This window comes from Mixta sp. BE291 (assembly GCF_031457955.1).
In the GTDB taxonomy this organism is placed as follows: domain Bacteria; phylum Pseudomonadota; class Gammaproteobacteria; order Enterobacterales; family Enterobacteriaceae; genus Mixta.
In genome coordinates this window covers 64,943-77,227 of record NZ_JAVDXN010000009.1, presented here as the reverse complement: position 1 = coordinate 77,227, position 12,285 = coordinate 64,943, and the positions used below count along the sequence as shown (strand labels likewise).

Here is a 12,285-nt window from a genome sequence, read left to right as displayed (position 1 = left end):
AAACCTGTCTCAGAATGAAGTGAGCCGATCTTAGGACAAAGCGGCCAGGGACGAAAGCGCAGTTTGCGGCATTCCCCTGACCTTGCCCGCTTATTGTTTGCGCCAGCGATAAAGACGGCTCAGCCAGAGCAATAGCTGATACCACTGTTTCAGACCGCGCGCGTTACGCAACATTCTTCGGTGGGTTTGCGTTGAGAATATATCCGCAATGATCGCCTGTTGCGCATCGGCTTCCGGCTCGCGCCGCACGGCATGACAGACGCTCAGCGCTTCATGCGTGATTTGGTAATGAAACTGCGGATAGATTTTTACCTTGTCACGGTAACGCTGATTAATCTCTTCCAGCATGCGCGCAATCTTCAAATAGTGACGCTGATACTCTACGTTACGCTGCCCGGTGCGCTTGCGGTTGCTGATTGACTGATCGTGTACATGATAGCGATACAGCGCGCTATCGGTGTAACGCACCCGGCGGGCGTTAAGCATAAACTCGGTGGTCCAGGGGATATCCTGATGATGCAGCCCTGGCTCAAACAGCAGCTCACGGGATTTAATCAAAGATAAGCGATAAATGCCCATCCAGACGACATGCAGATAGCGCCGGGTCGCCAGCGCTTTGCTCAGCCAGGCGGCACCCTCCAGAACCCCGGTCGAGGTCAGGCGATCAAGCGGAATCAGCGTTCTGACGCGCTGGCTGCCAACGTAAAAACATTCTGCGTTACATTGCGCGGCATCCAGATCGTCCTGCTCGGCCATCGCCACCAGTGTCTGATACATGCTGGGCGACAGGGTGTCGTCGGCGTCGGGAAAGGTGACATATTTTCCGCGCGCCACCGCCAGGCCCGCATTGCGCGCGCGCGAAACCCCGCCGTTTTCCTGATTGATGACGCTGATATGTTGATAACGGGCGGCATAGTCCGCGGCCCGCTCGGCGCTGCCGTCGGTGGAACCATCATTCACAATGATGATTTCAAGGTCGGTAAAGGTTTGCGCCAGCAACGATGCCATAAAGGTGTCAAACAGGCTCCCGGCGTTATACATCGGAATAATGACGCTCAGTAAAGGCGAAGCGGTTACAGATTGTTGAGTCATAGTTAATGAGGCTTGTTTTGACACAGCCGCTCCGGCTGACGGGCTGCGATAAAGGCGTAAATATCGTCAAGTTTGCGGTTATCAAGCGCATAAAGCTGCTCTGCCGGATGATGGAACTGATACAGCGCGGCGAAAACAAACGAAGAAGGTGCAATATGGTCGGGGCCAATTAACAGCACATCGCCCAAAGGCCGTTGCTCTTCTACGCAACAAGGGCCATAAATCAGCACAACCGGCACGCCGACAGCATCAGCGATATAGACATTGCCCGAATCAGAAGCGATATAAAAATCCATCATGCTGATGGCGTGGGGCAAGCCTTCCAGCGGAACGGAGCCGATCAGGTTAATGATATTTTCGCGTTCGCCTACCTCTTTATACAGCTCATGCAGCCGAGGCAGTTCCGACGGCGCACCAAAAATATAAAACAGGCAGGGTAGGTCAGACAGGCGATCAAACAGCTTTTTCCAGATTGCAGGCGGAATCGTCTTCGCCTGATTACCAGCAGAGATACTTAAGCCGATTTTAATGCCATCCTGACGCTGAAGCGCCGCAGGCACCGAAGCGAGAGGATAGAGCGGATGCGTGGCATGCTTCGGATAAGCGTCTTTCGTTAAGCGGGAGTCGGCCAGCTTAAGGTAATTTTCCAGCGTCAGCGTGTTTTTCTCATGCTCTACCACCCCGTTAGCCGTCCAGTAAAACAGGCCTTGATACCATTTCCGGCGATAGTGAGAGAGAAAACGTTTATTCGTCGCGTTACAGCAGGCGGCATAAAACAGGTTAAGGTTGTTGGGGTGCAATAGATAGACGTTGTCATACCGGTTCATTAACTGCAAAGCCAGGCCGATTTTTGCCAGCAAACTGTTTTTATGATCTTCGATATACCAGATTTTTTGCAGCGTAGCGTCGTGTTCTGCCAGCGGCGCAACGCTACGGCTGAGCAGCGCATCGCTGTGTTGCAGATGCGCCAGTAACGGTGTGATGTTAACGAAGTCGCCAATTTTGGCCGTCTGGATCACCAGATTGCGCCCTCTCTTTTTATGGAGAAGCTTGCGAAGCCCTTTAATCGGCAGCAGTAAAATAAAAATGAAAATGTAATTCACACCGTTTCCTCAGTGGGACTGGCAACGGGGCAAAGCATAACCATCCCCTGCTAAAAATATTATTCTATTACTGCGCATCATCGTTCGTGCTCAATCAAGGCGAGATAGCGCAGGCAGATAGTCTCGATATGATAAGGCGAGAGATCGAGCTGCTGCAGATCGAGGGGCCGATGATAAATGTCCTTCATTCTTTCTGCCAGTGATTCGCTGTTCATTTCCGCCAGGCCACGCGCCAGTTCGCCCTGCAAGATGGTCTCCGGGCCGCCGGGGCAGCGGGTACTGACCACCTGCGTTTGACACAGCAGTGCTTCAACCAACACGTTGCCGAACCCTTCGCTATCGGAACTAACGATTAGCATACGTGCATGATTTATCCATGCATAGGGATTCGGGGTAAAGCCTTTGAAAATGACGCGATCGGCAATGTTCAACTGCTGCGCCAGCTGCTTTAATTCGTTAACGCGGGCGGCGTCGCCCTGACCAATCAGCACCAGCGGCGCCTGCAAGCCACTGAGCGCATAGGCCTGCAACAGACGGTCGTGCCGTTTTGTCGGATGAAAGCGCCCCACGTGCAGCAAATAATCCTGATCTGCCAGCTCGCATGCTTCCTGCGCCTGTTGCCGGATATGCTCAATGTCGAAGGGATTATAAATAACCGCCTCTTTCGCCGGACTGATGCCGTAGTGCTGCTTCAGATCGTCAAGCACAAACTGGGACACACCGATCACGTTGCGATGTTGATAAACGCGGCGGGTTTTCTGGATCTTAAGCCAGCGGGAAAAGCCTTTGCGACGCGCCAGATAAGAGGCAGAGAATACGCCGTGCAGGCAGTACCAGGTTTTCGTGGGATCGAGATGGCGGCAGCGGCTAACAATGCGGTCAGTTTTGTGCAAGTGGGAAATAACCAAATCAAACGCGCCGCTTTGTTGTTCCGCCTTGACCACCGCCCGATCCAACAGGCGAGCCCGCCGTGGCAGCTCGGTGATTTTACGCCATGGCTTACGGCAGCGATCCTGAATCACCTGATAATCCAGCCCGGCAGGTAGGGGATAATCACATACGCTGCGTAAAGAAAAGAGCGAAACCTGATGCCCCTGCGACAGCAAGCCCTTCGCCAGCGTCAGCACCACCTTCTCTGCGCCGCCTCCTGGTAAGCCATCGATGACCATCAAAATACGCCTGGACAATTTTGAAATCCTTATGTGTGCAGCAATGTCACTGGCAAAAGTGTAAGAGTTATTTTGTTATTCGTTAAGTTTCTCATTCTACAAGCCGGGTAACGCGCCTGACTAACGCTCAACGCAACGCAGCGAGCGCTTAACTGCCGAAGCTTAGCCTGCCATTGGCAGCAAAAGAAGGGGAATTATCGTAATGAAATAATTTTGCTCTGCCTTCAGGGGCTGCGTAACATGGCGGCTCAACTCGTGGAGCGTTGGACGTAAGATGAATAAACCGGCTTTTCTCATCACAATTGATACCGAAGGCGACAATCTTTGGCGCAATCGGCAGACCATTACTACTCATAACACGCGTTTTTTGCCGCGTTTTCAGGCGCTCTGTGAAAAATATGGCTTTAAGCCGACCTGGCTGACCAACTATGAAATGGCCAGCGACCCGGCCTACGTCGAATTTGCCCGTGATGTGATCCAGCGTGGTCAAGGCGAAGTCGGTATGCATCTGCATGCGTGGAATAGCCCGCCGGAAACGCCGCTGACCGATGACGACTGGCGCTGGCAGCCTTACCTGATTGAATTCCCGGACCATCTGCTGCGGGACAAAGTCAGGTTCATGACCGATCTGCTGGAAGAGAAATTCCAGACCAAAATGCTCAGCCATCGCGCCGGACGATGGGCTTTTGATGAACGTTATGCCGCCGTGCTGCGTGAGCTGGGCTATCAGGTTGACTGCTCGGTTACCCCACGCGTGAGCTGGCGCAGCTCGCCCGGCGCGCCGCAGGGGCAGGGCGGCACCGACTATCGCCACTTCCCGCAGCACGCCTATTTTCTTGATGCGCAGGATATTTCACGCAGCGGCGATTCCACGCTGCTGGAAGTGCCGATGAGCATCCAATACAAGCACTCCGCTTTTATGAACCAGCTGAAGCAGGGTTACGATCGGTTACGCGGCAAAAAACGCGGCCCGTCGGTTAACTGGCTGCGTCCTTCCGGCGGCAACCTGGCGGCCATGAAGCGTGTGGCGGAGCAAAGCCTGGCGCAGGGCAATGATTACGTTGAGTTTATGCTGCACTCCTCCGAATTTATGCCGGATGGCAGCCCCACCTTTAAAACAGAAGCCGATATTGAGCGCTTATACCAGGAGTTAGAGGCGCTGTTCAGCTGGCTACAGCAGCGTACGCAGGGCATGACGCTGGCAGAATATTATCAATACTTTCAGGCAAGGTGAAAATGACCAGGGAAATCGCATATTCGGGCGAAACGGGCCGCTCGCTGATTAAAAATCGCTGGCGCGATGCGCTCTATTTTATGGCGATAGCGGCGGTGTTATTTGCCGTGATGTTTACTTTTATTAACGAGAAAACGGCAAAAGTCTCTTTTTACTGGGCGTTCTATTTTTCGCTAATCGGCATTATCGCCAACGGGCGGCAGCTGAGTCGCCGCCATCTTTGGTTTACGGGAGCGCTGGCTTTGCTGGGTTGCAGCAAAGTGATCTGGTTTTACTGGCACTATCTTGGCAATGCAGACTATGACCCGTTTAACGATTACCTCAACGCCGGTAAACGTCTGCTGATTGCCGCCGTGATTAGTTATTATCTGTTTAGTCAGCGGACACGCCATCCGCAGCTTATTCGCCGCATGATGGAGTGGGGGCTGATCGCTGCTTTTATTGGCACCACGGCGTATGGGCTTTATCAATATTTCAGCAGCGCACATCGGGTGGAGTTTGCGCTCGATCGCGCCACGATCTCCGCTTATGGCTACGCGATGCTGGCGGCGGTGGTGCTGTTTATGTTGGCCGCCAAAAGCCATGCGAAGGGCCAGCTGTTGCTCTGCCTCGGCGTTTTCATTATTGCCTGGTTTGTGATTATTCAGACCGGCACGCGAAATATGATCGCCACGTTCCCGTTCATTATTTTCTTTGTGGGGATTTTTCAGTTCCGCCATTTAGGCTGGAAAGCGGCGGCAGGTATTGTTATCGCCGTAGCGGTGCTGGCGGCGGCCTGCTACAAGCCAATGATCAAACCCAGGGCTGATATCGCCATTGCTGAATTTAACCGTTATAGCCAGGATCATGGTAATAAACATGGCTCCCTTACCAGCCGCCTGGCGATGTGGAATATTGGCATAGCCTGCTTCGCCGCCAATCCGTTGGGTATGAACATGGAACAGCGCACAGCGTGGTTTAAGGCGTACGTTAAAGAAACGCACCAGGATGCCAGCGCGTTAAACTTTGTTTCTATCCATTTGCATAATGAGCTGATCGATAGCGCGACCTTACAGGGCATTCCGGGAGCGTTAATCATGGTGCTGTTTTACCTGACGCTCATTATTTATGCGCTGCGCAAAAATAATGCTCTGCTGTTTTCTGTGATGCTGGCGGTGGTGATCAGCGGCTTAACGGATGTGGTTTTTATCAGCCGTGAGCTAACCGTCTGCGTTTCACTGCTGCTTGTTCTCTGCCTGCTGTGGCAGAACCTTAACGCCACGCCGCAAAAGCGGCGTTAAGGCGCGGTCAGGCGGCTAGCTGAGCCGCCTGACTTTAAGCATCTTTCTTTTATAGCTCATTCTGATTTTGCCATTCAGTAAGAAAGCGCATAGCTTCTGCTGGCGGAGCCGTTTTTTTACCTTTTCCCATTCTCCCTGCTGTTTCAATACCACCGCGTGACGATTGATCACATCAATCCAGTGGCAGGTAATCAACGGCTTAACATGAGCAGGCAGCACCTCATCCATATGGGCGGTGGCGGCCAACAGGCAGCTGATTTTTTCCGGCGTCATCACGGTTGAAAGGCTGGAGGCATGTTTTCGGTAAAGGTAAAAACCTGCCTCGGAAAACAGCGTTTTTTTACTCTGTGCCAGCAGCTGCGGAAAAAGCCAGGCATCTTCGTAACAGATAAACGGCGGAAAAGGGTTCGCCAGTAATAGATCGCGCCGGAAATATTGACCAATAAAATGCGCCTGAAAATCCCGATGGATGAGAAAACGCGTGATAGCATCATCGGTGGTTAACTCCGCAGGCGGGCGAAAATGCCATTCCGGCAGCCTGTCGGCGCTATCGCTACGCTGTTCGATGATTTTACTGAGGTAAATATCCGGCGCTTGCGTATCCAGTATCGGTAAATGATCGGCGATGGCACACGGCAGCAGCCGGTCGTCTCCGTCGAGCATCAAAACGTAGTCGCCCTGGGCGAGTGCGACGGCATGGTTTCTGACCTTGCCGATATTACGCAACTGCGTTTGCTGGTGGCGGACGTGAGGATATTGCCCGGCAAAGCGCGCAATAATGCGCTGGGAGTCATCTGTTGAGGCATCATTAATAATAACGATTTCACAACGTGGTCCGGCCTCTGCCAGCGAGGCGATCACGCTGTTTAGCGTCTCCTCAAGCCAGCCTGCGCAGTTATGCGCAGTGACAATAACGCTCAGGCGATACGGCGTAGTCATCATGGGTTGATATTCAACAAAGGCAGCAGCGCAGCATTGACGCTGTCGGGCGTGATGGCCGCCATCTCATTGCCTTCAGGTGCGCGCAACGCCTGTTGATTCAGCCCGTAGCCACCAATCAGGCCTGGGTCGGTCGGGCCGTAGAGCGTAATGTTGGGACGATCGAGCGCGGCGGTAAGATGGCTCAGACCGGTATCCACCGATACCACGGCTTTCGCGCCTGCCAGCGTTTGCGCCACCTGCTCCAGCGTCAGCTTCGGCAGCACCTCCACATGGTTAAAACCTGCGGCCAGGCGCTGTGCCCGTTGGTGCTCATGCTCTGCGCCCCACGGCAGCTTGATACGTAAACCGGTTGGCTCAATCAGCGCTATCAGCTCGCGCCAGTGATCTTCCGGCCAGTGTTTATTGTCACGGGTGGTGGCGTGCAGAAACACCAGGTAGCGTCCCGCATCTGCCGGTGGATGAGCAAGAAAATGCGAGGCAATGGCGTAATCGCCCTGCGTTTGCGGCTTCTCATAGCCAAGGCTTTTAGCAAACAGTTCGCGGGTGCGCTCTACGGCATGTTGACGCTTATCGATTTCATGACGTTTGTCATACCACCAGCTGGCGAAAGGCTCGCGTGCGCTGCGGCTGTCCTGGCCATGCTTCACGCCTTTCGCCAGCCGGGTAACCAGCGCGGCGCTTTTAATCAAGCCCTGGGCATCAATCACCACATCATATTCACGCGCCTGTAGTGCCCGCTTAAAGGCCACGCGTTCCTCGCGCTGCTGGCTGCCGAACCAGTGCTTGCGCCAGCGACGAATCGCGACCGGCAGCACCCGGTCCACCGCCGGATGCCAGCCAGGAATCTGCGCAAAGTTCTCTTCCACTACCCAGTCAAAGCGAATGGCGGGAATCGCCCGCATGGCGTCAGTCAGCGCCGGTAGCGAATGCAGGACATCCCCCATAGAAGAGGTTTTAACGATCAGTACCTTCATGCACGCTCCTGCTGGCTTAGCAACGCCGTAAGTTCTTCCATGACGCGAGCGGGCTGAATATCAATCAGGCTTTGGTGATAGCCCTGTTCCGCCTCGCCTTTACGCACTTTGTGATAGCCGGTAATCAGGCGGATAACGCGCGCCTGTTTCGACAGCGGCGGCGTAAAGTCAGGGCTGCTGGGTCCGTACAGCGCTACCAGCGGACGATTCAGCGCGGCGGCGATATGCATCAGCCCGGAGTCATTGGTCACCACCGCATGGCAGTGCGCCAGCAGGATCACCGCCTGCTCCAGTTTGGTTTCACCGGCGAGGTTATGACAATAGTGGCGTCCGGCTTCATCCAGCGTTTGGCGAATCTGATCGCCGGTTTCCCGATCTTTTGCCGAACCAAACAGCACCACCTGATAGCCCGCGGCGATCAGCTGTTGCGCCAGCGTGGCATAGTGATAATGCGGCCAGCGCTTGGCAGGGCCAAATTCTGCGCCCGGACAGAAGCCGATTATCGGCCGCTCGGCGTTTAGCGCAAACTGCGCGGCGGTTTCAATTTTTTCCTGCTCTTCTACCTGCAGGCGCGGCCACAGCAGAGGCTGCGGCAGATCGCGGGCGCTTTTAATGCGCGATGCGTCATAGGCTAACGCGGCATAGCGCTCCACCATCAGCGGAAACGCGGGTTTATCCAGCACGCGCAGATCGTTTAACAGGCCGTAGCGCATTTCTCCGCGCCAGCCCACGCGTTGCGGGATACCGGCGAAAAAAGGCACCAGCGCTGATTTAAACGAGCCGGGCAACACATAGGCGCGCTGATACTTTTTATCGCGCAGCGCTTTACCAAGACGATAGCGCTCGCCCAGCGCCAGCGCGCCGTGCCCCAGCGGCATCGCCAGCGCGTCGTTCACTTCCGGCATGCGCGACAGCAACGGACGGCACCAGGCGGGCGCCATCACGTCGATTTCGGCATCAGGATGCTCGGCCTTCAGCGTGCGATAGAGACTTTGCGACATCATCATATCGCCGACCCAGGAAGGGCCGATAACCAGTATTTTCATGCCGGATGCGCCTTCCTTATGCGTCTCGGTTCAGCCAGGCCATGTACTCAGCCACGCCTTCGGCCACGGTTTTGAACGGCTTGTCATAGCCTGCCGCCTGCAGATTAGTTAAATCCGCTTTGGTATAAGCCTGATAACGGCCTTTCAGTTTTTCCGGGAAAGGAATGTATTCAATCGCGCCTTTCTGATGGTAAGCCAGCGCGGCATCCGCCACGGCCTGGAACGATTCGGCACGGCCGGTTCCGCAGTTAAAAATGCCGGACACGCCATTTTTCCAGAACCACAAATTAACCGCCGCCACATCGCTGACGTGGATAAAGTCGCGCTTGAAGCTATCGCTGCCTTCAAACAGCTTAGGGTTTTCGCCGTTATTCAGCTGCGTATTGAGATGGAACGCAACGCTTGCCATGCTGCCTTTATGGCCTTCACGCGGGCCGTAAACGTTGAAGTAGCGGAAGCCGCATACCTGTGAGTTCGCTTCCGGCAGGATTTGGCGCACATAGTGGTCAAACAGCATTTTTGAATAGCCGTAGACATTCAGCGGCTGCTCATACTCACGCGCTTCGATAAAGTTATCGTTGCGCCCGCCGTAGGTGGCGGCGGAAGAGGCGTAGAGGAAAGGAATTTCGCGCTCCAGGCAGAAATGCAGCAGCTCTTTCGAATACTGATAGTTGTTTTCCATCATGTACTTGCCGTCCCACTCGGTGGTGGACGAACAGGCACCTTCATGGAAAACCGCGTCGATATCGCCTAAATCATCGCCCGCCATCACGCTGGCGATGAAATCTTCTTTATCCATGTAGTCGGTGATATCCAGGTCAACCAGATTGACGAACTTCGTCCCGTCTTTCAGGTTATCCACCACCAGAATATCGGTGATCCCTTCATCGTTGAGCGCTTTAACAATATTGCTGCCGATCATACCGGCGCCGCCAGTCACAATAATCATGTGCTTAACCTTAAACAGTGAGGCGGAACGGGGGGTTCCACACCTAAATAATTATCATCATAACATTTCATCAGCATCCAGACAGCCAGAGGAGTCCGTAACCAAATGTAACCCCGATCGCAGGCGTGATATATGCTGCAAAATTGACATTCTGTTGCGTCAATTATCGTTTGCTTACTAAGCGTTCAGTATGATGTGCCAACTATAAGCCGGTCATGGAGAATAAAAATGCCTGCGGATTTTTATCGTCAAATTGAGCAACAGCTGGCAGTGACGCAACAGGAAGGTTTGTTTAAGCAGGAGCGCATTATTACGTCGGCGCAGCAGGCCGATATTCGTCTCGCTGCGGGTCAGGAGGTGGTGAACTTCTGCGCCAATAACTATCTGGGGCTGGCTAACCATCCCGCGCTAATCCTCGCGGCTCAGGAGGGGATGGAGAGTCACGGTTTTGGGATGGCCTCGGTGCGCTTTATCTGCGGCACGCAGGATATCCACAAGCAGCTGGAGCAGCGGCTGGCTGAGTTCCTCGGTATGGAAGACGCCATTCTTTACTCTTCCTGTTTCGATGCCAATGGCGGGCTGTTTGAAACCCTGCTGGGGGCGGAAGATGCGGTGATTTCCGATGCGCTGAATCATGCCTCGATTATTGACGGCGTGCGTCTGTGCAAGGCGCGGCGCTACCGCTATGCCAATAACGATATGACCGAACTGCGCGTCCGGCTGGAAGAGGCACGGGCGGCGGGCGCGCGCCATATTCTTATCGCTACCGATGGCGTGTTTTCTATGGATGGCGTCATCGCTAATTTGCGCGGCATCTGCGATCTCGCCGAAGAGTTTGATGCGTTGGTGATGGTGGATGATTCGCACGCGGTGGGCTTTGTCGGCGCGGGCGGTCGCGGCACGCATGAGTACTGCGAAGTCATGGGGCGCGTCGATATCATTACCGGCACGCTGGGTAAAGCGCTCGGCGGCGCTTCCGGCGGCTATACGGCGGCGAAAAAAGAGGTGGTGGAGTGGCTGCGTCAGCGCTCGCGCCCTTATCTGTTTTCTAATTCGCTGGCTCCGGCGATTGTCAGCGCCTCGCTGCGGGTGCTGGAGATGTTGAGCGACGGCGATGGGCTGCGGCAGCGTCTGTGGGATAACGCCCGTTACTTCCGCCAGGCGCTCACCGACGCAGGCTTTACGCTGGCCGGTGCCGATCACGCCATTATTCCGGTGATGCTGGGCGAGGCGAAAGTGGCGCAGGAGTTTGCGCGTTTGCTACAGCAAGAAGGCATCTACGTAACCGGCTTTTTCTATCCGGTGGTGCCGCAGGGGCAGGCGCGTATTCGTACGCAGATTTCGGCCGGACATACGCATCAGCAGCTGGAGCGTGCGGTTGATGCCTTTACGCGTATCGGTAAACAGCTTGGCGTGATCGCCTGAGGAGAGCGGCAATGAAAGCACTGGCAAAACTCAAGGCGACGGAAGGGATCTGGATGGTCACCGATGCGCCGGTTCCGGAACCGGGCCACAACGATCTGCTGATTAAAATCCGTAAAACCGCCATCTGCGGCACCGATATTCATATTTACAACTGGGATGAGTGGTCACAAAAAACCATTCCGGTGCCGATGATTGTCGGGCATGAATATGTCGGCGAAGTGGTGGCGATAGGGCAGGAGGTGAAAGGCTTCGCCGTGGGCGATCGCGTTTCGGGAGAAGGGCACATCACCTGCGGTCACTGCCGCAACTGCCGTGCCGGACGCACGCACCTTTGCCGTAACACCGTTGGCGTGGGCGTTAACCGCCAGGGCTGCTTCGCTGAATATCTGGTGATTCCGGCGTTTAACGCCTTCAAAATTCCCGATAACATTTCCGATGAGCTGGCGGCGATATTCGATCCGTTCGGCAACGCGGTGCATACCGCGCTCTCGTTTGATCTGGTGGGCGAAGATGTGCTGATTACCGGCGCCGGGCCGATCGGGATTATGGCGGCGGCGGTATGTAAGCATGTCGGCGCGCGTCACGTGGTGATCACCGATGTGAATGAATATCGTCTGGGGCTGGCGCGTCAAATGGGCGTCACGCGGGCGGTTAACGTCAGCCGTGAATCGCTGCGTCAGGTGATGAGCGAATTGGGTATGACCGAAGGTTTTGATGTCGGGCTGGAGATGTCCGGCGCGCCACCGGCGTTTCGCACCATGCTGGAAGCGATGAATCACGGCGGACGTATTGCGCTGCTGGGTATTCCACCGTCGGATATGGCTATCGACTGGAATCAGGTGATCTTTAAAGGGCTATTTATTAAAGGGATTTATGGCCGGGAGATGTTTGAAACCTGGTACAAAATGGCCGCGCTGATCCAGTCGGGCCTCGACCTGAAACCGATTATTACCCATCGCTATGGCATTGATGATTTTCAGCAGGGATTCGATGAAATGCGCTCGGGCCGCTCAGGTAAAGTGGTGCTGAGCTGGGATTAAGCATGAACGGTTGCCCGCATCAACGCGATGC

General features: G+C 54.7%; 11 protein-coding genes. 4 read left to right on the top strand and 7 right to left on the bottom strand.

All coding sequences use genetic code 11. The annotated features are described in order from the left end of the window. Nucleotides 1-90: 90 nt before the first annotated feature. The 3 genes from J2X14_RS17960 to J2X14_RS17950 form a co-directional block, all read right to left on the bottom strand. Nucleotides 91-1,092 carry a glycosyltransferase gene (locus J2X14_RS17960; protein WP_352412540.1) on the bottom strand — a complete coding sequence of 334 codons (1,002 nt, stop codon included), beginning with the start codon at nt 1,090-1,092 and terminating at the stop codon, nt 91-93. Nucleotides 1,093-1,094: 2 nt separating this feature from the next. Then, nucleotides 1,095-2,195 (bottom strand): glycosyltransferase family 9 protein, encoded by a 1,101-nt coding sequence (locus tag J2X14_RS17955; protein WP_352412539.1) that lies wholly within the window; start codon nt 2,193-2,195, stop codon nt 1,095-1,097. A gap of 77 nt (nt 2,196-2,272) precedes the next feature. Further along, nucleotides 2,273-3,364: a glycosyltransferase gene (locus tag J2X14_RS17950; protein ID WP_352412593.1), complete on the bottom strand. Its 1,092-nt coding sequence runs from the start codon at nt 3,362-3,364 to the stop codon at nt 2,273-2,275. Between the two features lie 274 nt (nt 3,365-3,638). Here J2X14_RS17950 and J2X14_RS17945 point away from each other — a divergent pair, with 274 nt between their 5' ends. Together J2X14_RS17945 and J2X14_RS17940 are read left to right on the top strand one after the other, a co-directional pair. Further along, a complete protein-coding gene (locus tag J2X14_RS17945; protein ID WP_352412538.1) occupies nt 3,639-4,598 on the top strand; it encodes a polysaccharide deacetylase family protein in 960 nt (319 codons plus the stop codon). A gap of 2 nt (nt 4,599-4,600) precedes the next feature. Further along, a complete protein-coding gene (locus tag J2X14_RS17940) occupies nt 4,601-5,878 on the top strand; it encodes an O-antigen ligase family protein (RefSeq protein WP_352412537.1) in 1,278 nt (425 codons plus the stop codon). A gap of 15 nt (nt 5,879-5,893) precedes the next feature. Here J2X14_RS17940 and J2X14_RS17935 read toward each other — a convergent pair whose 3' ends face one another. From J2X14_RS17935 to rfaD, 4 genes are read right to left on the bottom strand one after another with little or no spacing between them, the layout of a single operon-like run. Next, nucleotides 5,894-6,820, bottom strand: coding sequence for a glycosyltransferase family 2 protein (locus tag J2X14_RS17935; protein WP_352412536.1), 927 nt, complete (start codon nt 6,818-6,820; stop codon nt 5,894-5,896). Next, the gene (gene rfaC, locus J2X14_RS17930; RefSeq protein ID WP_352412535.1) at nt 6,817-7,794 is read right to left on the bottom strand and encodes a lipopolysaccharide heptosyltransferase RfaC; all 978 of its coding nucleotides are present in this window, start codon (nt 7,792-7,794) and stop codon (nt 6,817-6,819) included. Before rfaC ends, J2X14_RS17935 begins: the two co-directional genes overlap by 4 nt. Then, complete coding sequence (gene rfaF, locus J2X14_RS17925; RefSeq protein WP_352412534.1) at nt 7,791-8,840, bottom strand: ADP-heptose--LPS heptosyltransferase RfaF; 1,050 nt, start codon at nt 8,838-8,840, stop codon at nt 7,791-7,793. The genes rfaC and rfaF overlap by 4 nt, the downstream gene beginning before the upstream one ends. Before the next feature lie 16 nt (nt 8,841-8,856). Then, nucleotides 8,857-9,789 (bottom strand): ADP-glyceromanno-heptose 6-epimerase, encoded by a 933-nt coding sequence (rfaD, locus tag J2X14_RS17920; RefSeq protein WP_352412533.1) that lies wholly within the window; start codon nt 9,787-9,789, stop codon nt 8,857-8,859. A gap of 228 nt (nt 9,790-10,017) precedes the next feature. Here rfaD and J2X14_RS17915 point away from each other — a divergent pair, with 228 nt between their 5' ends. Together J2X14_RS17915 and tdh are read left to right on the top strand one after the other, a co-directional pair. Beyond that, nucleotides 10,018-11,214 (top strand): glycine C-acetyltransferase, encoded by a 1,197-nt coding sequence (locus J2X14_RS17915; protein ID WP_352412532.1) that lies wholly within the window; start codon nt 10,018-10,020, stop codon nt 11,212-11,214. Nucleotides 11,215-11,225: 11 nt separating this feature from the next. Then, nucleotides 11,226-12,254: an L-threonine 3-dehydrogenase gene (gene tdh, locus J2X14_RS17910; protein ID WP_352412531.1), complete on the top strand. Its 1,029-nt coding sequence runs from the start codon at nt 11,226-11,228 to the stop codon at nt 12,252-12,254. The last annotated feature ends 31 nt before the right edge of the window (nt 12,255-12,285 follow it).

What these genes read in the sequence shown, in the direction of transcription:
- rfaC (WP_352412535.1), bottom strand. Translation starts at nt 7,794, where the DNA reads ATGAAGGTACTGATCGTTAAAACCTCTTCTATGGGGGATGTCCTGCAT.
- J2X14_RS17940 (WP_352412537.1), top strand. Translation starts at nt 4,601, where the DNA reads ATGACCAGGGAAATCGCATATTCGGGCGAAACGGGCCGCTCGCTGATT.
- rfaF (WP_352412534.1), bottom strand. Translation starts at nt 8,840, where the DNA reads ATGAAAATACTGGTTATCGGCCCTTCCTGGGTCGGCGATATGATGATG.
- J2X14_RS17915 (WP_352412532.1), top strand. Translation starts at nt 10,018, where the DNA reads ATGCCTGCGGATTTTTATCGTCAAATTGAGCAACAGCTGGCAGTGACG.
- tdh (WP_352412531.1), top strand. Translation starts at nt 11,226, where the DNA reads ATGAAAGCACTGGCAAAACTCAAGGCGACGGAAGGGATCTGGATGGTC.
- rfaD (WP_352412533.1), bottom strand. Translation starts at nt 9,789, where the DNA reads ATGATTATTGTGACTGGCGGCGCCGGTATGATCGGCAGCAATATTGTT.
- J2X14_RS17950 (WP_352412593.1), bottom strand. Translation starts at nt 3,364, where the DNA reads ATGGTCATCGATGGCTTACCAGGAGGCGGCGCAGAGAAGGTGGTGCTG.
- J2X14_RS17960 (WP_352412540.1), bottom strand. Translation starts at nt 1,092, where the DNA reads ATGACTCAACAATCTGTAACCGCTTCGCCTTTACTGAGCGTCATTATT.
- J2X14_RS17945 (WP_352412538.1), top strand. Translation starts at nt 3,639, where the DNA reads ATGAATAAACCGGCTTTTCTCATCACAATTGATACCGAAGGCGACAAT.
- J2X14_RS17935 (WP_352412536.1), bottom strand. Translation starts at nt 6,820, where the DNA reads ATGATGACTACGCCGTATCGCCTGAGCGTTATTGTCACTGCGCATAAC.